Source organism: Pinibacter aurantiacus, from assembly GCF_019130065.1.
Taxonomy (GTDB): domain Bacteria; phylum Bacteroidota; class Bacteroidia; order Chitinophagales; family Chitinophagaceae; genus Pinibacter; species Pinibacter aurantiacus.
The window spans coordinates 1-21,862 of record NZ_JAHSPG010000001.1 but is presented as its reverse complement, the minus strand read 5'-3'; the positions used below and the strand labels follow the sequence as shown (position 1 = coordinate 21,862).

Sequence of the window (21,862 nt, the reverse complement as noted above, 5' to 3'; positions counted from 1 at the left end):
CAACATCATGACAAAGACACAAAAAATCATCTACTGGATTTCCACTGCCTGGTTGGCTTTGGGAATGATCTCTACCGGAGCTGTACAATTAATGAAAACAAAAACTGGTGCCGGCGGCTATGACAGTGTGGTCAACACATTAGGCTTTCCTGCTTATATGCTCACGCTGCTCGGTGTACTCAAAATCGTTGGCGCGATCGTTGTACTGATTCCTAAATTTCCGCTCCTGAAAGAATGGGCATATGCAGGTTTTTTCTTTATAATGGCAGGAGCATTATTTTCGCATATCGCTGCTGGTGATACATCTGCCGGAGCAATTTTTCCGGTAATATTGCTTTTAACTCTCACCGCGGTGTCGTGGTATTTCCGTCCGGCTGAAAGGAAGTTGTTAGCTGTAGCCAGTAGCCGGTAACCGATGGTCGGCGGCGAGTGTTCGCATTGAATATTTGGCATTCTGATTTAGTAAGAGTGTCACACTTAAGCACCGGCAACAGGAAACTGGCCACCGGCCACTTTTCTAACAATCCCATTTATTCACCTAAAATTGCAACACATGAACGGCATGAATCCTAAGGCTGATTTTTACTTCGAGAAAGACAAAGCCTGGAGTAAGGAAACAGAGAAATTAAGAAAAATCATTCTTGATTGTGGCCTTACCGAAGAAGTGAAATGGGGTTGTCCGTGTTATCAATACGAAGGCACCAACATCGTGCTGATCCATACTTTTAAGGAATATTGCGCGGTATTGTTTTTCAAAGGCGCATTGTTAAATGATCCTGAAGGGATACTCATACAACAAACAGAAAATGTGCAGGCGCAGCGCCAGATCCGCTACACCAACATAAAAGAAGTAAAGGAACGCATCTTGAAGTCTTACGTGTACGAGGCCATCGAAGTAGAAAAAGCTGGACTGAAGGTGCAGCTAAAAAAGACGAAGGAATATCCTGTTCCCGAAGAGTTCCAGGCACAACTCAACAAAAAGCCTGCGCTCAAAAAAGCATTCGAAGCCTTAACGCCCGGCCGCCAACGAGGATATTTGTTGTACTTCTCCCAAGCCAAACAAGCAAAGACGCGTGAAGCGAGAATTGAAAAGTATGTGCCGCAAATATTGGCGGGCAAAGGACTTGAAGATTAGGAATTAGGAGTTAGAAATTAGGAATTAGAATGATGTGTGGCACTCCGCTCCTGCGGCGGCGTCATTGCGAGCCGGGCGGAGAAGGTTGACCGCAATACGAAATGAGACTTTGTCAATTTGGGGCCGGTGAAGCAATCTCAACTGCACAGTGGAGATTGCTTCAGCCGTTCATAAGCGTGGGTCTTTATTTATTACTTTCGATCTGCGAACTCTGCAGGCCTCGCCCGTCCGAACGGATTTCATCCGGGCGGGCAATGACGCGGTGCAATATTCGGGAAACGCAAAACCACATGAATCTAAAAGAAGCCATACTGAATAGTGACACAATAAATGATGATCTGGTTTTGTATGCCCGGAAAATAGACGGCAAATTATTACCTTCTTCAGAGGTCGTATTAATGGAATTAACTGAAGAAGAAATGGAAATGAATACAACGGATATCGCCAATCAAAAATGTCCGGGATTTAGTTATTGTATGGAGATGTTTTTAATCAAGGATATGATGAAGGACATCGATTGGCTTCCGGAAAAAATGGATGCCGACAAGATTGTGGAACGTATAATTTATTACATTGAATTTGATGCCTAACGCAAAGTGTCGGCTTCACAGAGTCTCTTAGTGAAACTTAGTGCCCTCGGTGCCTTAGTGGTAAAGAAAACTCCATTGCAGTTTTGAAGTCGACACCATAATTAAACTACACACCATGAAAAAAACAAACAAACTCTCCGCTGCCGAAACAGGCGAACTACTAAAAACTTTAAAGACTCGTTTTGAAAAAAACATGAACCGCCACAAAGGTCTTGACTGGACCGCCGTGCAGGCAAAGCTGGAAGCGCAGCCAGACAAATGTAGGTCGCTGCAAAAAATGGAAGAAACCGGCGGTGAACCCGATGTGGTGGGTTACGATAAAAAAACAAACGAGTTTACTTTTTTTGATTGCTCCGCGGAAAGTCCCAAGGGCCGCAGAAGTCTTTGTTTCGACCACGATGCCCTGGAATCAAGAAAGGAATTCAAACCTGCAGACAGCGCCATCAACATGGCTGCCGACATGGGCGTTGACATCTTAACCGAAACCGAATACCGAGAATTGCAGCAACTCGGCCAGTTCGATTTAAAAACCTCCAGTTGGGTGTCCACTCCTGCCGACATCCGCAAACTCGGCGGTGCCGTTTTTTGTGATCGCCGCTACAACACCGTGTTCCTGTATCATAACGGTGCAGAAAGTTATTATGCCGCAAGAGGATTTCGGTGTTCATTAAAAGTGTAGATTTGCGCTCCCCTACCAAATACTTTTCCACTCAAAATAATTAAGGCATGCATAACGCTTAATGCCTAACGCCTAACGCAAGGTCCGCGCATCTTCGGGGTGCCCCGCGTTCGGCGTTGCGCGTTAAGCATTAGGCCTTAAGCCTTAAGCTTTTCAAAACTCAAAACTTTTTTCTTAATTTGCTCTTATGGCAACACACAACTCTACGCACAAAATACACGAAGGCCGCAACGTAAAACGTTTCCGAGAAATGAGAGGCTGGAAACAAGAGGGCCTCGCTGATGAAATGGGCGAAGAATGGAACCAGCGCAAAATTTCCTTACTCGAACAAAAGGAAACAATTGAACCCGATATTTTACTATTAGTGTCTACTGCCTTGAATATTCCTGTAGAGGTTTTCCAAAATTTAGATGAGGAACAAGCTATCAATGTAATTTCTAACACAGCTAATTTCGATCATTGCCAACAACCATCTTTTTTCAATAGCAATCCTACGTTCAATCCAATCGATATGATTGTTCAATTGCATGATGAGAAGATAGCTTTGTATGAAAGAATGTTGAAGGAGAAGGAAGAAATGATTGCAAGGTTGGAGAAGTTGATGGAAGGAAAATAAATTTCTATTCGCTGAATAAATGGATCAATTATCAAGAATATTGTAAATTAAAATGTTTTTTTAACCACTAAACCTCAAATACATGTTATCATCCCTTGCCAATGAATTCTCAGAGATAAGCGAAGTCCTTTCCAAAAATAAGTTGTTACGGGCTTCTGTAATTAATCTTATTGATAGCGATGCTATCCCGGGAAAAGTAACTGAAGAAAAAGAACGATTATCTTCATTTAAAAATATACTTAAAGCTTTTGTAAATGGAAGCGTTGATTTATCTCAGGCAATTAATTTAGTGGAGACCGATCTTCCTCGAGAGAATTCTAAATATTCAAATAATAACAGAGTATTTGCCAATGGTTGGGCTGAAAGATTAGTTCGTATTCAGGTCAGTAGGTTCTATAATCAGGCTGTTATGAAAGAAATGTTAGCCCAAGGGCATAAAGAATGCTTCATTCCTCACTCTTCTGCAGAAGAAGAAACATCTGAATGTTCAACAAAAATAGCCGGAAGTAACTATGATCTTGCAACTCTTTATTCACGATTGATCGACTCTTACTCAAATGGAAATTTTATTAATGAATTAAAAATTCCCAATCATCCCCATTGCACACATGTTGTAAGACCGGTTAACTGATTTCAATATTTATAACCTAAATCTTCCGTATGAAAAAAGGCTCCGAATGGAGAAAATGGAACTTTCATGTCCATACAAAAGGAACGAATAAAAACGATCTGTTTACTTCATCCTCAATGGATGACTTCTTCTACACTTTCTACAAAAAAGCTTTTGAAAATCAAATATCCGCAATTGGGGTTACAGATTACTTTTCCATAGATAGATATCAGGAAGCAGTTGAATATAAAAACAATATCGAGTCTAAAGTAGATGCTCAAGGATATAAACTATTTGCAGAAAATGAAATAGAATTTATCAAGGCTATTTTTCTGTTTCCTAACATTGAGTTGAGAATATCACCTGCTACAAAGAAAGGCAAATTCATTAATCTACATTTTCTATTTAATCCCGAATATGTTGGTTCATTAGCAAACGATTTTTTTAATAAGATAAAAAATTTGGAAGGTTTTTTAATGAATGAACAAGGCTTTAGAGATTATGCAAAACATATAGATCCCAAGATTGAAATTCAACGTCAATACAAGTTTGGTTTAGATAATTATAATGTTGAAGTTGGCTTAATAAAAGATCTTGTTAACTCAAACAAGAAGCTACGAGAAAACTCGATCATAGCAGTAAGTAGTAAAACAAACGACGGGGTGTCTGGTTTAAAAGACTATTATCAAGAATTTGAAACTGAAGGTGGTAGTATGCTTGGAACGATTAAAAGCATCTATAAAATTTCTCAAATTATTTTTTCCGCCGCTCCTTCAGATAAAGAATACTTTATTGGTAGAAAAACAGATGTTGCTGAGGTTATAAGCAACGTTGGATCTTTAAAGCCTTGCATTATCGGATGCGATGCTCATAGCGAAACCGATCTCTTCAAGAAATTTACTTGGGTTAAGTCAGATTTGCATTTTGAAGGTCTCAGACAAATATGTTTTGAGCCTGAACATCGTGTAAAAATACACAGCGATAAACCTGATTTCAAACAGGAGAAATTTGTAATTGACGAAGTGCGGTTTATATCGCCAGCCAAAGTTTTTTCTACGAATGCGATTCATCTGAACCCTAATCTAAATGTTATTATTGGTGGAAAGTCTTCCGGAAAATCTCTTTTATTATATGCCATCGCGAAAACACTTTCTTCGGACGATAATATTCTTAAAAACGACGACGGAAATTTTAAATATGAACTTGATAAAATTGAACAAGGATTTGATTTCGAAATAATAACCAAAGGTGGGTTTAAGCAAAAATTAAATAGAGTTAACGAAAACTCTATTCTTCCGGAAATAAAATATATCCCTCAAAATTATTTGGTAAAGCTTGCAGAACCAGAATTAAATAAAAAAGGGAAACCATTAAACGAACTTGTTCGAGGTCTTATTAAAGAAGATCGCGAATCAAAGGAAGCCTATCAAGTATTTGTGAATAAAGTTTCACAAAATGACAAATCACGAAACTCGCAAATTGATTCGTTTTTTGAAAATAGTCAGGCTCTTCAAGGTTTAGAAAATGAACTAAAAACAAAATCAAATAAGTCTGTCTTACAAAATAATATAAAATCCAATGCTGATCGAGTTGATAGTTTAAACAAAAGCTCAGGACTTAATCAAGAACAAATAGATACATATAAAAATCTTCAGGAAGAAGCCAATAAGAACGCGATCAAACGTCAAAACTGTAGAAACGACTTTTCGGTAGTTCAATCTTTCAATGCTGAATTGGCACAAATCATGACTAGTCTTAAGCAAAAGAAAGATGCAATGTTAGAAACATTGCAAATGCTGCCGATTAAGGACTACTATCAGAAAGAATACGGAACGGTTGACGCTTTATTAAAACAATCAAGAGAAATAGAAGAATCATTACGTCTGGCTCCTGATCAAGATGGCAGAGCTCAATTTGTTAATGAGTCTGTTTTTAAAAACGAAGCAGCCCAAATCACCGAGGAGCACGAACGGTTGCTAACGTCAATGCAGCCTTATTTGAAAAATGAAGAAGTGAAAAAAGCTATCGATGAACTTAATCTATCAATTGAAAATGACCAAAAAGCTCTTTCTGACATAGATACTTTGCATAAGAGGATTTTGGAACAGACGAAAATTGTAGCAGAAACCAAAGAGTCAATTTTTAAAATCTATGAAAACAGTTATCATGAATATTTAACAATTATTAAAACTTTAAAAGACAGGACGATTGAGTTAGAAAAAGACGGGCTTAAAATTGTAGGCAAAGCGCAATTTGATTTTCCAAGGTTACGAAAAGATTTACTCGCAATAACTGACGGCAGGAGATTTTCTTACAGTAGATATCCAATTTTAGCAGAAAATAAGAAAGCAACGGATGATGCAAATTTTCAATTTATAATTGAACAGCTAAAGATATTATTTGATGATATTTTAAAGCAAGAATACTCCCTTACAAGTAAAGGGTCTATTTCAAATGCTATTAAAATAATATTGAACGACTACTTTTTTGACTTCTGGGAAATAACTTATAAGAGTGACAAGCTAGGAGAAATGTCAACTGGCAAAGCTAGTTTTGTCATATTGATGCTAATTATTGGCTTAAGTAAGTCAAAAGCTCCAATCTTAATAGATCAACCAGAAGATAATCTCGATAATAGATCAATTACAACAGACCTCGTAAATTATTTGCGACATAAGAAACTTGAAAGGCAAATTATTATTGTTACTCACAATGCCAACGTTGTAGTGAATGCAGACGCTGAAAACGTTATAGTTGCAAATCAGAAAGGACAAAACGAAGAACATTCAAGCAGTGAATTTAAATTTGACTATATAAATGGGGCTATCGAGAACTCTTTTGAAAAAAAATCAGATGTAACTGATATTCTAAAATCAATGGGTATTAGACAACACATAGCCGACATAGTTGAAGGAGGAAAAGAGGCGTTTGTCATGAGAGAGAAAAAATATAGATTTAGTTAAGTTAGAAAAAAAATATATTCACAATATAGGTTGAAGAGGAACTCACCTCTTCAACTCCTTCAAAAACTGACTCGGCGTCTTCCCGAACTCATTCTTAAATGCTTTCGTGAAATACGATTGCGTTTGAATGCCTACGCTGTACATCGCTTCTGTGATCGAGATGTCTTCTTCTGTTAAAAGCTGGGCGGCTTTTTTCAGGCGGATGCTGCGGATGAATTCGCCGATGGATTGGCCGGTGATGCTTTTTATTTTATGGTAGAGGCTCGTGCGGCTCATGCCTATTTGCGTGCAGATGTAGTTGATGTCCATTTCCGGACTGCTGATGTGCGTTTCAATTACGGTGATCAGCTCTTGCAGGAAATCCTTGTCCTTGCTGCTTTGTACAATGTCCTTCACTTCACTGTAGTAGTCGCGACGGTATTTTTCCTTCAACTTTTCTTTCTGCTTGAAGATGTTGTCGATCGTTTTTTCCAGCAGGTTAATGCTGATCGGTTTGGTAAAATAATGATCCGCGCCGGAGTCGGTGCCTTCTATTTTTGATTGCAGCGATTCCTTGGCGGTCAGCATCAGGAAGGGAATGTCGGATATCTCCACGTCTTCCTTCACCTGGCGGCAAAGGTCAACGCCGTTCATCACCGGCATCATAATGTCGCTGATGATGAGATCGGGATGATCGGCTTTTGCAAGCGCCAAACCATCCTTGCCATTCGCCGCTTCGGCAATGCGGTATTTTTTTCCAATGCTGTCTCTTAAAAAATTGCGCAGTTCGTCGTTGTCATCCACGATCAGGATGAGTGGAGCATCACTGTTTTCCGGTTGCGCCTCCTCCTCTACCGGAAGTTCTTCCTGCTGGTCCTCCACGTCGTACGCACCAGCAAAAGTGGAGTTCGGTGTTTGGTTGCTCATCCAGCGTTCTTCATCGCTAAAGTCTTCGCGTGAGCAAGGCAGCGCCACAATGATCTCCGTGCCTTTGTTGCGCTCGCTGTACACACGAATGCTTCCCTTGTGCAGCGCCGTTATGCTCTTCACAAATGCCAGGCCGATGCCGTAGCCCATGTGCGAGTCGGACACTTTATAGTAGCGTTCAAACAAATGCACGATTGACTCTTTGGAAATGCCAATGCCGTTATCCGCCACGCGCAGGTAAATTGTTTGCAATGGTTTATAGTCGCTGGCAATGTTTAAATCATTTTCAAAAGGCGGTTTGTAACCCTCCATGGAAGCGACTGCCTGCACGGTAATGGTGCCGCCGCTGGCCGTGTATTTAAACGAATTGCCAATGAGGTTGATGAGAATTTTTTCCAGTATCTGGCGGTCGAACCAGCTTTCGTTGGGAATACCGGAGGTGCTAACGGCAAAGCGTATGTTTTTTTCATTCGCCGCTTCGCCGAATTCTTCGGCTATTTCCTGCAGAAAAAGTTCCATGTTGCCGGGCATGACGTGCAGTTTCAAAATGCCAGATTCTGCCTTGCGGAAATCCATCAGCTCGTTGATCAGGTTCATGAGGCGATAGGCGTTCCGGTAAATGATGTTATAATATTGATGATGTTGCAAAGCGGTTTTATCCTGCATCAGTTTTTCCGCCGGACCCATGATGAGCGAAAGCGGCGTGCGGAACTCGTGCGAGATGTTGGTGAAGAACTGCAATTGCATTTGATGCACTTCTTCCTTCTTTTCTTCTTCCAGTTTCTGACGCTCGAGTTTTCTTTTGTTTTGGTAAAAGCTATACGCCACGCCACCAACGATCAGCGCGACAATTGTTTTGAACCACCACGTCGCCCAAAACGGCGGCGTGATCACGAGTGTGATCGTTTGTCCCGTTTCGTTCCAGATGCCATCGTTGTTGGAAGCTCGCACGCGAAAGGTGTACGTGCCCGGGCTCACGTTGGTGTAAGAAGCCTTGCGGTCGTTGCCCGCTTCGATCCAGTCTTTGTCCCAGCCATCCAGCTTGTAGGCAAATCGGTTGTTCTCTGAAGCCACATAATTGAGCGCGGCAAATGAAAAGGCAAAGGTCGATTGCTTGTAACTCAGCGTTACTTTGTGCGTGTAGCTGATGTCTTCTTTTTGCTTTGCAGATGGATGAGGGTCGTTGGAGATTTGCAGATCGGTGATGTACACCGGCGGCACAAAGCTGTTGGTAGAAATATTTTTCGGATAAAAACTATTGAAGCCGTTCACGCCGCCAAAGAAGATCTGTCCGTCTTTTGTTTTGAGAAATGCATTCGCCTCGAATTCCATGCCCTGCAAGCCATCGGCGGTGTTGTATTTTTTAAACGCAAGCGTAGAGGGATTAAACTGCGTGAGTCCGTTGGAAGTGGTGATCCAGAAAATGCCGTTGTTGTCTTCCACAATACCTTTGATAAACTCGTCCGCGAGTCCGGCTTTTTTGGTGAAGAGTTGAAAGGCGTTGTGTTTTTGGTCAAACAAGTACAAACCTCGCTGGCCTATCCAAAGTCTGTTATGACTATCAATAAAAATAATGCGCAGGTCGGGTTTCTTTTCATCGTCGTTAAAGTAGTGGACAAACTCGCCCGTACTTTGTTGCAGGCAGTTGAGTCCGCCATCATCCGTGCCGATCCAGATGTTGCCGCTCCTATCTTCATTAATGGAAACGATGTTGTTCCCCGAGAGCCTGGTTTTGCCGCTGCTGCTTGTTTTTACCAAAGAAAATTTTCCGGTGCGACGGTCAAGCAAATTCAACCCTCCGTAGTAGGTAGCGATCCATAAACGTTTGCGACTATCTTCAAAAATCGATTGAATAAAGTTGGAAGAAATGGAACCATTGTCTGTGGGCTCATGCGTAAACCTGTTGAAGACGCGACTCTTCCAATCGAAGGAACACAAACCGCCTCCCCAGGTAGCCACCCATAGTTTGCCGTTGCTGTCTTCTGTAATGCCAAGTACTTCCGGGCCGATGATGTGAGAACTGATGGGATGCGTAAAGGTCTTTTTGTTGCGGTCAAACAAATTCAACCCGCCGCCATCGGTGCCGATCCAGATATTGCCTTCGCGGTCTTCGCAGAAAGATTTTACGTCGTTATAGCTAAGGCTGTTGTCGCTGTGCTCTTGCCGGTAAAGGGAAAACTTTTCCGTTTTCGGCATATATATATTAACACCGCCGCGGTGGGTGCCCACCCAAAGATTTTCCTGGTTGTCTTCGTACAAAGCAGAAACCGTTCGTTGCGATAAACTCTGCGGATCGCCGGGTTCATATTTATAGTTGAAGAAACGTCCGCTCACAGGGTCGAACAGATCGAGGCCGCCGTTCACTGTTCCCGTCCATATTTTGCCGGAGGCAGTAACCCAAATGGCCCGCACGAGGTTGCTGCTGATGGAAGCATCGTCGGTTACCGAGTGGCTGAATTGTTTGAGCGTGTTGAACTGTTGATTGAACAAATAAAGTCCATTACCTGCGGTGCCGATGATGAGGTTGCCGCCTTTGTCTTCTTTAATGGCTGTTACTGCGTTGCTGATGTTGCTGACTTCAGCAGGTGTTTTGAAAAATGCATTTTCCGCGTCGAAAATTTGCACGCCTGCATCGGAGCCTACCCAAGTGTTGCCGCGGCTGTCTTTATAAAGGCAATAAATTTTGTCGCTTGCCGGCCCTTTAGCTGTTCCGTTTTGCCGAAGCGACGTAAAGGATTTGGTGTTCTTGTCGAAAATATTGAGGCCGCCACCAAGTGTGCTGATGAGCAGGCGGTTGTTGCTTTCTTCTACAATGCTACTTATATAATTATAACTGATACTGCCGGATTGGCCCGTTGATTTGTAACGGGTAAATGAATTGGTAACGGGGTCAAAACTATTGAGTCCGTTTGCAGTGCCTATCCAAAGTTGTTGGGATTTGTCTTGAAACAGGCAGGTAATGAAGTTGTCGGAAATACTGGTGGTGATCGAATCGTTTGTTTTGAAGACTTTTATTTTATAGCCGTCGTATCGGTTAAGGCCATCGCGTGTACCGAACCAAATGAACCCGCGACCATCCTGGTAAATGCATTCGATGGTGCTATTGGAGAGTCCATCCTCATTTTGTATATGCTTAAAATTAATAGCCGGCGCCTGGCTGAATGCCCGAGCAAAAACAAAGCAGTAGCAAAGACAAGCAATAAGTCTAGTCATAAATCACGCAGTTGAAATTGGCACACGGATGACACGGATTAGACGGATTTACACGGATATTTTGTTTTAACCCTCAATTGCTCAAAAACTTTTTACCGCAAACGAGCGACAAGAAGGCAGCAGCCCGATAAATAATCCGTGTAAATCCGTCTAATCCGTGTCATCCGTGTGCCATCAAATAAAATTATCTCAATTGCCTGAAACACTACGGGAAATCTTCAAAAAAAACCATTAGAACCAAACATATGATTGCTTGGATAAGTGCACTTTTGACACTCATTATAATTTTATAGCACGAACTAAAACATAACTCACCATTAAAAATTGCTTGTGTATGAAAATTACCAGACGTATCCGGCCGGCTATTCTTTTGCCCGCTCTGCTATGTTGTGTCATATTGACATCGGCGCAACAAAAGATCTCCGGCAGGGTAACAGATGAATCCGGGAACCCGCTTTCCGGTGTTACCATTTCTATTAAAGGCAAAAACATCGCAGTCGTTACCGATGCCAAGGGTAACTATGCCATTCCCGCTGCGGCCGACGACGAACTCATTTTTACTTATATCGGTTTTGCTAAAGTTGAGCAAAAGGCAAGCAACGCCAACCTGAATGTAAAACTGGCTACTGACAAACAAAATCTTAATGAAGTGGTGATAGTTGGTTATGGTACCACCCGCAAAAAAGATCTCACCGGCTCTGTTTCTACCGTTACGGCAAAGGACTTTCAAAAAGGTCAAATCTCCACACCAGAGCAAATGATTGCCGGCAAAGTGGCGGGCGTTTCCGTTATCTCCAACAGCGGCCAACCGGGCGCTGGAAGCACGATCCGTATTCGTGGCGGTTCCTCTGTAAACGCCAGCAACGATCCGTTGTTTGTGGTAGATGGTGTGCCTTTGGAAAACAGCAGCATTTCGGGTGCATCCAATCCGCTTAGTTTTATCAACTCCAATGATATCGAATCTTTCACGGTGTTGAAAGATGCATCTGCCGCAGCGATCTATGGAACAAGAGCTGCGAACGGCGTCATTTTAATTACTACTAAAAAAGGAGTTGGCGGTAGATTGAAAGTTAATTTCACTACCAATAACTCTCTTTCCACAGCGGCCAATAAAGTGGACGTGCTGAGTGCAGATGAGTTTCGTACAGTTGTAAATGCAAAAGGTACCGCTACGCAAAAAGCAGCGCTGGGTACTGCGAACACGAACTGGCAGGATGAAATTTACCAGACGGCTTTTTCAACAGATAATAATATAAGCATCAGCGGAGGTATTAAGAAACTCCCCTACCGCTTGTCGATCGGTTATTTGAACCAAAGTGGTATTTTGAAAACAGATAACCTGCAACGTACTTCGGCAACGCTGCGTATCAATCCAAGTTTTTTTGACGATCACTTAAAAGTGGACCTGAACTTAAAAGGTAGCTTCCAAAACACGCGTTTCGCCAACACTGCAGCGATTGGAAGTGCGGTAACATTCGATCCTTCGCAACCAATTTATTCTACGATTAAGGATGGCCGTTATGGTGGCTATTGGGAATATCGCGATCCAACCAGCCCAACCGGTTTGTCTCCGCTCGCCGGTCGCAATCCTGTTGGTTTGCTGAACCAGCGTATTGACAAAAGCAATCCTATGAGAGGCATCGGCAATTTGCAATTGGATTATAAATTTCATTTTCTTCCTGACCTGCACGCCAACATGAACCTTGGTTATGATGTGGTGGACGGGAAAGGAACCGTGTTTGTTTCCGACAGTGCAGCGTCTGATTATGCAGCAGGTGGCACGGGCGGACAAAACAACAAATACCGCCAGACACAGAAGAACACTGTGTTTGATTTTTACCTGAATTATTCAAAAGATATTCCGAGTATCAAAAGCCATGTGGATGCGATGGCGGGTTACTCTTACGTAGATTATTTAACCAAAGTATACAACTACGCCAGCTACAATGCGGCGGGTGTAAAATACCCTAACTCTGATCCAGCTTTTCCTTATAATGAACCGGAACACAGTTTGGTCTCTTTCTTCGGCAGGGTGAATTATTCTTATGCCGACAAGTATTTGCTAACAGGAACATTGCGCCGTGACGGATCTTCGCGTTTTGGTCCGCTGAACAAATGGGCAATGTTCCCTTCTGTTGCCTTCGCATGGAAAATCAAGAACGAACAATTCTTAATGACGAACAACACTTTGTCCGATTTGAAATTAAGGATCGGTTATGGTATCACCGGACAACAGGATGGTATCGACAACTACGCTTTCCTTGCAGCGTATGGCTTGAGTTCTTCCAACGCTTCTTATCCTTTTGGTTCAACTTATTATCAAATGTACAGACCGGGTGCTTACAACCCTGCGATCAAATGGGAACAAACAGCAACGTCTAACATCGCTTTGGATTACGGATTTTTGAACAACCGCATCACCGGTAGCATTGATCTGTATTACAAGAAAACATCTGACTTGTTGGTGAAAGTGCCGCAGCCAGCGGGTTCTAACTTCGCGGCGTATTTCCTGGCGAACATTGGGGACATGACCAACAAGGGTGTTGAGTTTAGCGTGAACGCACAGATCGTGAAAACGAAAGACTTCACGTGGGATGCTGGTTTCAACATTGCATACAACAAAAACAAGATCACAAATCTGTCTGTAATTCCGGGTACTCCGGCAACGGATATTCCAACTGGTGGTATTGCCGGTGGTAAAGGCGGCTATGCGCAGGTGTTTGCAGTAGGCTATCCACGCAACACTTTCAACTTGTATCAGCAGGTGTATGACTCTGTAGGCAAGCCTTTGGAAAATGTAGTGGTTGATGTAAATAAAGATGGCATCATCAACGAAAAGGACCTGGTGAAAAGCAAAAGCTCTAACCCTGATGTGTTCATGGGTTTTACCACCAATTTCACTTATAAAAAATGGAATGCAGGTTTTGTATTGCGCAGCAGCATTGGAAACTACGTGTACAACAACATTGCGAGTAACAATGGCAACCGCAATCAAATTCTCGGAAACCCTGTGCTGTACAATGCTTCACGCAGCTATCTCGATACAAAATTTGTGGGCAGCAATATCGACTTGCTGAGCGATTACTTCATGCAAAACGCATCGTTCCTGCGCATGGATAATTTCACAGTAGGTTATAATGCCGGCGCAATTTTCAACAAAAAAGCAAACTTAAGATTGAACGCAGGTGTGCAGAACGTGTTCGTGATCACTAAATATACAGGCATAGATCCTGAGATCAGTTCCGGTATAGACAACAACATGTACCCACGTCCACGAATATTCACGCTGGGAGGAGCAATCGATTTTTAGGTTGCCACTGAGGCACAGAGAAACAGAAGAAAAAGATCCCTGCCCGACGAACATCTGCAGGCGGGAGTGTAAATCAGTTTAATCAGTGTCATCTGTGTGCTAATTGTGTGCTAATGTTTTCAACCATCAAATTTCAAATCATGATTAACAGACTCTATAATATATTAACAACAGCGGTTCTCCTTATGGTAGTGGCCGCGGGTTGCACAAAAAAACTTGACCTCACGCCGACGAACGACATCACGGCGGATGAAGTGTACAAAACACCGTTGGGTTACAAACAAGCCCTCGCAAAAGTGTACGGTGCTTTTGCATTAACCGGAAACACAGGCGGTACGGGCACTCCGGACATTTCCCCGGAAATCATCAGCGATGAGGGTAACTCGGATTTCCTTCGCCTTTACTGGAACCTGCAGGAACTTACCACCGACGAAGCCGCATGGACATGGCCAAACGACGCGGGCATACAAGGCCTGAAAGAAATGAGCTGGTCGAGCGACAATGCGATTGTGAAAGGTGTTTACTATCGTTCCATGTTCCAGATCGCTATTGCCAATGATTTCATTCGTCAGTCAACACCGGATAAAGTAAGCGGTCGCGGCATTACAGGCAACGATGCTGCAGACATAAAAAAATATCATGCAGAAGCAAGATTCATCCGCGCTTATCAATATTGGGTATTGATGGACCTCTACGCCAATCCGCCTTTTGCAGATGAAAACACAACGATCGCGGTAACGGTTCCTGATCAAATCAAACGTGCCGATCTTTTCAAATACATCGAAACGGAGTTAAAGGCAATTGAGCCAGACATGGCTGCACCAAAAGCAAATGAATATCCACGTGCTGACCAAGGGGCTGTCTGGGCATTGCTTTCAAGGTTGTACCTGAATGCAAAAGTGTACACCGGCACAGAAAGATTTACCGATGCCATCACTTATTGCAACAAGATCATCGGCGCAGGTTATACGTTGAATCCTAAGTACAGGAACTTAACGGTTGCTGATAACAACCTGAACACGGATGAGAACATTTTCATGATTGCCTATGATGCCAAATACACGCAGAACTGGGGCGGTACAACTTACCTGGCGCACGGTCCGGTAGGCGTTCCTGCTGCAACATCCGGAACTAGTGGAAGCTGGACGGGTTTGCGTCACACACAACAATTTGTGGCGCTCTTCCCTGATCCTTCTGGTGCCACAGACGTAAGAGCACAGTTTTATACACCGGGCCAAATCCTGGAGATGAAAGAACTGTACAAACAAACAGATGGCTACTCATCGTCCAAGTACAGAAACTTAACGCATGATGGCAAACCTGCGCCAAATGCAGATCCTAACGGCAACTGGGCAGATATCGACTTCCCAATTTTCCGTTTGGGTGAAGTTTACCTGACTTACGCAGAAGCTGTTTTGCGCAACGGAACAGGTGGCGACGCCACAACAGCGTTGACTTACATCAATGCGCTTCGCAAACGCGCATGGGATAACAAAGCAGGCGGCGAGATTACCGCAGCTCAATTGAACCTGAATTTTATTTTGGATGAACGCGGACGTGAATTGTACTACGAAGCACAGCGCCGCACGGATCTTGTCCGTTTTGGCAAATTCACTACCGATACATACCTCTGGGCGTGGAAAGGCGGAGCAGCAGCTGGAAAAAGCGTGAACGATAAATACAATGTGTTCCCTATTCCGTCAATTGATCTGACGTCGAATCCACATTTGACGCAGAATACGGGATACTAGCGTGAAACGTGAATGGTGAGTCGTGAATGATGCACTCTGAACTTATTCACGATTCACGATTGACCATTGACCATTGACCGTTCACGATTGCAAAAAACAAATTCAAACTTTTAAGAAATGAAAAAAATCATCACCATATTAACGATTGCAGCCCTGATGGCAGGTTGCAAAAAAGATTTGACCAACACTGTGATGCGGCAGGGACCGGCGCCGGTGGTTAGCTTGTCTGCCAGCCCGCTTACATTATCAGAAGCTACGGCGAAGGACACGGTGGAAACGATTCAGTGGAACGCAGCAGACTACGGTTTCTCTGCGGCAACCGCCTATACGGTGGAAATTGCAAAAGCAGGAACCAATTTCGCTGCGCCAAAACAAGTAAGCAACGGTAGCGCAACAATATTAAAATATGTTGGTTCCAATTTAAACGAAGCTGCAATTTCATTGGGCATTGCGCCGGGCACAACGGGACAATTGGATATTCGTGTGCGCTATTCCGTTAGTGACTCCATTTTTTCTTATACAGATAAAAAGACATTGCAACTAACAACGTATGTGGTAAGTCTGCCGGCTTTGCTGGTGCAAGGCGGTAATGGCTGGACGACACCATCAACCCGTACCAATGGTTATTTGCTCACTTCCGTAAATTATGATGGCAAATATGAAGGTTACCTGAACCTTCCAAACGCAGATGGCTGGGGCGGGGATGCGTTCAAACTGATCTCTACTACCGATGGTACTTCATACGGTTGGGGAAACAGCAGCACTACGATGTCTGCAGGTGGCGGCAACCTGTGGCTCACACCCTCTCCTGCTTACATGAAAGTGAATGCGGACATCAATGCATTGACTATCAATTACACTGCGGTGAAGTTTTACATCTCCGGTGATAACAATGGCTGGAGCACCTCTTCCACTCCTATGACTTACGATGCTACCAGTAAAACATGGGTGGCAAATAACGTATCTTTTACTGCGGGTAACGCGTTTGTTTTTACAAGCAACGGCAGTTATGACATTAGTTATAAAGTGAACAACGATGGCAAACTAACTTACGCGGGTCCTCCGGGCTGGGCTGGTAAAAATATTACGGTGAGCACAACGGGTACGTATAAGGTGACGCTGGATTTGAGTGGTGGGGATGGGAATTATAAGTACAAGATTGAGTAGTGTGGCGACACCCGAATCTTTACCACTAAGGCCCGTCCGAACGGATTCATCCGGGCGGGCACTAAGGACACTAAGTTTCACTAAGGGTTGCCTATTGTTCTTAGACTCCTGGTTATAGCAAGCAACGAGGGGTAAAAGATTGAGGTACCCTTAGTGTGGCTTAGTGCCCTTAGTGACTTAGTGGTGAATTGTAAACTTTGAATTTTTTGAATGTAAGATTATGAATAGACTGTTTGGTTCTCTTTTAGTTTTAGCGCTGCTCATCTCTTGTAAGAAAAGCAGTGGCGATGACGGCGGAGGAAACAATCCTCCCGTGACAACAGACACGATTGTGAAAGGCGCCGATGCAAGCTGGGTAACAGAAATGGAAGCATCCGGCAGAAAATTTTACAACAGCGCCGGTACGCAAACGGAATGCATGGCGCTGCTGAAATCACTCGGTATGAACACGATCCGACTGCGCGTTTGGGTAAACCCCACACCCAGCTGGAACAACGCCGCAGATGTTGTAGCAAAAGCTGTTCGTGCGAAAAACCTCGGATTGCGCATCATGATTGATTTTCATTACAGTGATACATGGGCAGATCCGGGTAAACAAGCGAAGCCGGCAGCATGGGCATCCCTCGATTTTGCCGGATTAAAAACCGCTTTAGCCACTCACACAACAGATGTTTTAAACCAACTGAAAACAGCGGGCGTCACTCCCGAATGGGTGCAGGTGGGCAACGAAACAAACGACGGTATGCTCTGGCCGGACGGCAAGGCATCTACAAACATGGGCAATTTTGCGCAGCTCGTAAATGCAGGTTATGATGCAGTGAAAGGTGTTTTCCCTTTTGCGAAGGTAATTGTGCATATTTCTAATGGTTACGACAACTCTTTGTTTCGCTGGATGTTTGATGGTTTGAAAACAAACGGTGGGAAATATGATGTAATCGGCATGTCGCTATACCCGAGCACTGCGAACTGGTCAACTTATAATACACAATGTCTTACCAATATGAATGATATGGTAAGTCGCTATGGCAAAGAAGTGATGGTGGTGGAAGTGGGTATGCCGTGGGACAGCCCAAATGAATGCAATTCGTTCCTGAGTGATTTGATTACAAAGATCAAATCTGTGCCAGATAAAAAAGCCCTGGGAATCTTGTATTGGGAACCTGAGGCTTATAATAATTGGAACGGCTACACACTCGGGGCTTTTGATAACAGCGGCAAACCGACTGTGGCATTGAACGCGTTTGCGAATTAAGCGTTCACAATTTTACCACTAAGACACTAAGGGCACTAAGTTTCACTAAGATTATCTTAATGTTCTTACAACTTGAGTGGTAACATAAACCAGGCGCTTGATTTTCACGGCCACCCTTAGTGCGGCTTAGTGCCCTTAGTGCCTCAGTGGCAGACCCGATAAAGTATTTAACAACTTGAGATAACAACAACTATGCGAAAGAACAAGCTCATTGGTCTTTCTTTATGCCTTGCATTGGCCGGATTACAGGCTGGTGCACAGAAGAAGATCAATATTGATGAAGATTGGAAATTTCATTTTGGCAGTGCATCCGACCCTGGGAAAGATTTCAATTATGGTCTTACCGCGCTTTACTCTAAAAACGGCGGTGCAAAAAAAACAGCCATCAATCCGTCCTTTGTTGACAGTAGCTGGCGCACCCTCAACCTGCCGCATGATTGGGCAGTTGAGTTGCCGTTTGCCTATCACCCCGATACAAATTTGGAATCACACGGCTATAAACCTGTTGGCGGTTTCTTTCCTGAAACAAGTATCGGATGGTATCGCAAGCGTTTCAACGTAAACGTGGCAGATTCAGGAGGTAGGTACACACTTCGCTTTGATGGCATTTTCCGCAATGCAAATATTTGGGTAAACGGCTACTTTGTTGGCAACAACGTCAGCGGTTATGTAGGTGCCGCATATGACGTTACAGACATCATCAACTTCCACGGAGAAAATGTCATCGTTGTAAGAGTTGACGCTACGCAGTCCGAAGGTTGGTTCTACGAAGGTGCCGGCATTTACAGGCATGTGTGGCTGGAGCAAACCAACAATGTGCGCATTCCCGATGGCGGTTTGTTTGTGTACGCCAATGTACAATCAAATGCTGCGACAGTGAACGTGGAGACGACTGTTGAAAACAAAAACATGTCTTCCTCTAACTGCTCAGTATCTACCTACATCACAACAAGAGAGGGTAAAATTGTAGCGCAGGCAAAAGAACAATCACTTGCCATCGCCACCAACGGAAAGCAAAGTATTAAACAACAAATCAAAGTTTCCAATCCGCGTTTGTGGGATCTGGATGATCCATATTTATATCGCGTGGTGTCTGAAGTAAGACAGGGAAAACAAGTGCTTTACAAGAAAACAGAAAGATTCGGCATTCGCACCATTCGTTTTGATGCAGCTGAAGGTTTTTTCCTAAACGGTAAACATTTAAAAATACAAGGCACCAACAACCACCAGGATGCAGCCGGTGTTGGCAGCGCCGTACCCGATGATCTCGCTTATTATCGCATCCGTTTGTTGAAAAACATGGGCTGCAATGCATACCGCACTAGTCACCACGCTCCTGCTCCTGAATTGCTGGAAGCGTGCGACAGTCTTGGCATGCTCGTTCTTGATGAACAACGTTTGCTCAGCAGCAGCGACGAATACGTGAACCAGTTTGAAAGACTGATTCTACGCGACAGAAACCATCCTTCCGTTTTTCTTTGGAGCATTGGCAACGAAGAAGGGTTTATTCAAACAACCACCGTCGGTAAACGCATCGCGGAAACATTGATCGCCAAGCAAAAAGAACTCGACCCGAGCAGGACGAGCACTTACGCTGCGGATCTTCCGAACGTTTACAAGGGTGTGAACGAAGTGATTCCGGTGCGCGGTTTCAACTACCGCGAATATGCAGTAGGCGATTATCACAAAGACCATCCGAACCAACCGGTGCTTGGCACGGAGATGGGCAGCACAGTTACCACTCGTGGCATTTATAAGAAAGATTCTGTTTGGGGCTATCTTCCCGATCATGACCTCACCGCTCCGTGGTGGGCAAGTACTGCGGAAGCATGGTGGAAACCGGCAGCTGAAAACAATTACTGGCAGGGCGGTTTCATCTGGACGGGCTTCGATTATCGCGGCGAGCCTACACCTTTCTCGTGGCCGAATATCAGTTCACATTTCGGTGTAATGGACATGTGTGGTTTTCCTAAAAATTTATATTACTACTACCAAAGCTGGTGGACGGATAAAGATGTGTTGAACATTTCTCCGCATTGGAACTGGCCGGGTAAACGTGGACAGAATATCGATGTGTGGGTAAACAGCAATGCAGATAATGTGGAGTTGTTCCTCAACGGTAAAAGCCTTGGCAAGAAAGACATGCCACGCAACAGTCATTTGGTATGGACAGTGAAATATGAACCGGGCAAAGTTGAAGCCATCGCTTATAAAAAAAGCAAAAAGCTGACGGCAAAAGTGGAGACAACTTCGGCTCCTGCTGAAATTTTGCTCACACCTTACAGAACCACCATGCTGGCAAACGGCACCGACGTTTCTGTGATGAATGTTTCCATCGTAGACAAAGAAGGACGCGAAGTGCCGGATGCTGCGAACATGATCAATTTCACCATCAGCGGACCGGGCAAAATTATAGGCGTGGGCAATGGCGATCCGAGTTGCCACGAGCCGGACATTTGCGCCGATGGCAGATGGCAGCGCAGCGCTTTCAATGGGAAATGCCAGGTGCTGGTGCAATCAACCAAAACGCCGGGCATGATCAAGATCGAAGCCAGTGCCGGCGGCTTGTACAGCGGTTCTACCGATGTGGTGACCGTCACTTCAGAAAGCGTTGCAGAAGTATCCTTTGATAAAAAATACTCGCTGCAAGGTGAAGCTGCGAAACCACGGGAAACCGGTAAAATGATAGGCGCAGACATTTCGTTTCTTCCTGAATTGGAAAATCGTGGTGTGAAGTTTTCTGACAATGGAGTGGAGAAAGATGCGATCCAGATTTTGAAAGATCATGGTTTCAATTACATCAGGTTGCGTGTTTTCAATGATCCTGCGAGAGACAGCGGTTATTCTCCGGGCAAAGGTTTCTGCGATCTGCAGCATACTTTGCAAATGGCGAAGCGCATCAAAGCTGCAGGCATGAAGTTCCTGCTCGATTTCCACTACAGCGATTACTGGGCCGATCCCGGAAAGCAGTACAAACCCGCGGCGTGGAAGAATATGAGCTTCGATCAAATGAAACAGTCTTTGTATGATTTTACAAAAGAAGTGATCACGGCTCTGAAGCAACAAGGTACAACGCCTGACATGGTGCAGATCGGCAACGAGATCAATCATGGCATGGTGTGGCCTGAAGGAAGTATTGCTTCGGTGAATAATCTCGCGCAATTGATCAGTGCTGGAACCGCGGCGGTGAAATCTGTTGACCCGAATATTGAGATCATGCTACACGTAGCATTGGGCGGACAAAATGAAGAAACGGTTTTCTTTATTGACAACATGGTTGCGAGAAATGTACATTTCGATGTGATCGGGCTCTCCTATTATCCGCAATGGCACGGCACACTGGATGACTTGCGCGACAACATGAATGATTTGGTAAGACGCTATAATAAAGACATTGTAGTGGTTGAGTATTCAGCGAAAAAACAGGAAGTACATAAACTTGTTTTTGATCTGCCGAATGGCAAAGGCAAAGGTGCATTCATCTGGGAACCGCTGAGTACCTGGGAATCTATTTTCGACAAAAGCGGCAAGAGCAATGACCTGCTGAAGTTATATGACGGCATAAGTGCGGAATATTTGAAATAGCTGATTTTTCAGTTTTTACAATTTCACCACTAAGATTCTGTGTTAACCACCAAGTCTAAGTTTGATTAAGTTTTTATAATTTTGT

The 21,862-nt window shown here is 43.8% G+C and carries 13 protein-coding genes; 12 read left to right on the top strand and 1 reads right to left on the bottom strand.

Features of this window, described 5'->3' with window-relative positions:
• Positions 1–7: 7 nt before the first annotated feature.
• From KTO63_RS00065 to KTO63_RS00035, 7 genes are all read left to right on the top strand, one after another.
• Complete coding sequence (locus tag KTO63_RS00065) at positions 8–412, top strand: DoxX family protein (RefSeq protein WP_217789074.1); 405 nt, start codon at positions 8–10, stop codon at positions 410–412.
• A 141-nt stretch (positions 413–553) separates the two neighbouring features.
• Positions 554–1,135 carry a YdeI/OmpD-associated family protein gene (locus KTO63_RS00060; RefSeq protein WP_232372967.1) on the top strand — a complete coding sequence of 194 codons (582 nt, stop codon included), beginning with the start codon at positions 554–556 and terminating at the stop codon, positions 1,133–1,135.
• Positions 1,136–1,425: 290 nt separating this feature from the next.
• Positions 1,426–1,725, top strand: coding sequence for a hypothetical protein (locus tag KTO63_RS00055; protein ID WP_217789073.1), 300 nt, complete (start codon positions 1,426–1,428; stop codon positions 1,723–1,725).
• Between the two features lie 115 nt (positions 1,726–1,840).
• A complete protein-coding gene (locus tag KTO63_RS00050) occupies positions 1,841–2,404 on the top strand; it encodes a DUF4256 domain-containing protein (protein WP_217789072.1) in 564 nt (187 codons plus the stop codon).
• Between the two features lie 187 nt (positions 2,405–2,591).
• A complete protein-coding gene (locus tag KTO63_RS00045; protein WP_217789071.1) occupies positions 2,592–3,020 on the top strand; it encodes a helix-turn-helix domain-containing protein in 429 nt (142 codons plus the stop codon).
• Between the two features lie 82 nt (positions 3,021–3,102).
• Positions 3,103–3,651, top strand: coding sequence for a hypothetical protein (locus tag KTO63_RS00040; protein ID WP_217789070.1), 549 nt, complete (start codon positions 3,103–3,105; stop codon positions 3,649–3,651).
• Positions 3,652–3,680: 29 nt separating this feature from the next.
• Entirely contained in the window at positions 3,681–6,593 is a 2,913-nt protein-coding gene (locus tag KTO63_RS00035) for a TrlF family AAA-like ATPase (protein WP_217789069.1), read from the top strand.
• A 42-nt stretch (positions 6,594–6,635) separates the two neighbouring features.
• On the opposite strand, the gene KTO63_RS00030 is transcribed toward KTO63_RS00035, so the two are convergent.
• Positions 6,636–10,712 carry a two-component regulator propeller domain-containing protein gene (locus tag KTO63_RS00030; protein WP_217789068.1) on the bottom strand — a complete coding sequence of 1,359 codons (4,077 nt, stop codon included), beginning with the start codon at positions 10,710–10,712 and terminating at the stop codon, positions 6,636–6,638.
• 334 nt (positions 10,713–11,046) lie between these two features.
• Between KTO63_RS00030 and KTO63_RS00025 the strand changes: the two genes are divergently transcribed.
• The 5 genes from KTO63_RS00025 (at position 11,047) to galA (ending at position 21,777) form a co-directional block, all read left to right on the top strand.
• On the top strand, positions 11,047–14,022 hold the full coding sequence (locus KTO63_RS00025) for a SusC/RagA family TonB-linked outer membrane protein (RefSeq protein WP_217789067.1): 2,976 nt from the start codon (positions 11,047–11,049) through the stop codon (positions 14,020–14,022).
• Between the two features lie 140 nt (positions 14,023–14,162).
• Positions 14,163–15,773 carry a RagB/SusD family nutrient uptake outer membrane protein gene (locus KTO63_RS00020; RefSeq protein WP_217789066.1) on the top strand — a complete coding sequence of 537 codons (1,611 nt, stop codon included), beginning with the start codon at positions 14,163–14,165 and terminating at the stop codon, positions 15,771–15,773.
• A 117-nt stretch (positions 15,774–15,890) separates the two neighbouring features.
• The gene (locus KTO63_RS00015; RefSeq protein WP_217789065.1) at positions 15,891–16,940 is read left to right on the top strand and encodes a SusE domain-containing protein; all 1,050 of its coding nucleotides are present in this window, start codon (positions 15,891–15,893) and stop codon (positions 16,938–16,940) included.
• A 220-nt stretch (positions 16,941–17,160) separates the two neighbouring features.
• Complete coding sequence (locus KTO63_RS00010) at positions 17,161–18,192, top strand: glycoside hydrolase family 53 protein (RefSeq protein WP_217789064.1); 1,032 nt, start codon at positions 17,161–17,163, stop codon at positions 18,190–18,192.
• Between the two features lie 192 nt (positions 18,193–18,384).
• Positions 18,385–21,777, top strand: coding sequence for a beta-galactosidase GalA (galA, locus tag KTO63_RS00005; protein WP_217789063.1), 3,393 nt, complete (start codon positions 18,385–18,387; stop codon positions 21,775–21,777).
• Positions 21,778–21,862: the final 85 nt, after the last annotated feature.

What these genes read in the sequence shown, in the direction of transcription:
- KTO63_RS00055 (WP_217789073.1), top strand. Translation starts at nt 1,426, where the DNA reads ATGAATCTAAAAGAAGCCATACTGAATAGTGACACAATAAATGATGAT.
- KTO63_RS00060 (WP_232372967.1), top strand. Translation starts at nt 554, where the DNA reads ATGAACGGCATGAATCCTAAGGCTGATTTTTACTTCGAGAAAGACAAA.
- KTO63_RS00050 (WP_217789072.1), top strand. Translation starts at nt 1,841, where the DNA reads ATGAAAAAAACAAACAAACTCTCCGCTGCCGAAACAGGCGAACTACTA.
- KTO63_RS00025 (WP_217789067.1), top strand. Translation starts at nt 11,047, where the DNA reads ATGAAAATTACCAGACGTATCCGGCCGGCTATTCTTTTGCCCGCTCTG.
- KTO63_RS00015 (WP_217789065.1), top strand. Translation starts at nt 15,891, where the DNA reads ATGAAAAAAATCATCACCATATTAACGATTGCAGCCCTGATGGCAGGT.
- KTO63_RS00035 (WP_217789069.1), top strand. Translation starts at nt 3,681, where the DNA reads ATGAAAAAAGGCTCCGAATGGAGAAAATGGAACTTTCATGTCCATACA.
- KTO63_RS00030 (WP_217789068.1), bottom strand. Translation starts at nt 10,712, where the DNA reads ATGACTAGACTTATTGCTTGTCTTTGCTACTGCTTTGTTTTTGCTCGG.
- KTO63_RS00045 (WP_217789071.1), top strand. Translation starts at nt 2,592, where the DNA reads ATGGCAACACACAACTCTACGCACAAAATACACGAAGGCCGCAACGTA.
- KTO63_RS00010 (WP_217789064.1), top strand. Translation starts at nt 17,161, where the DNA reads ATGAATAGACTGTTTGGTTCTCTTTTAGTTTTAGCGCTGCTCATCTCT.
- KTO63_RS00065 (WP_217789074.1), top strand. Translation starts at nt 8, where the DNA reads ATGACAAAGACACAAAAAATCATCTACTGGATTTCCACTGCCTGGTTG.
- KTO63_RS00020 (WP_217789066.1), top strand. Translation starts at nt 14,163, where the DNA reads ATGATTAACAGACTCTATAATATATTAACAACAGCGGTTCTCCTTATG.
- KTO63_RS00040 (WP_217789070.1), top strand. Translation starts at nt 3,103, where the DNA reads ATGTTATCATCCCTTGCCAATGAATTCTCAGAGATAAGCGAAGTCCTT.
- galA (WP_217789063.1), top strand. Translation starts at nt 18,385, where the DNA reads ATGCGAAAGAACAAGCTCATTGGTCTTTCTTTATGCCTTGCATTGGCC.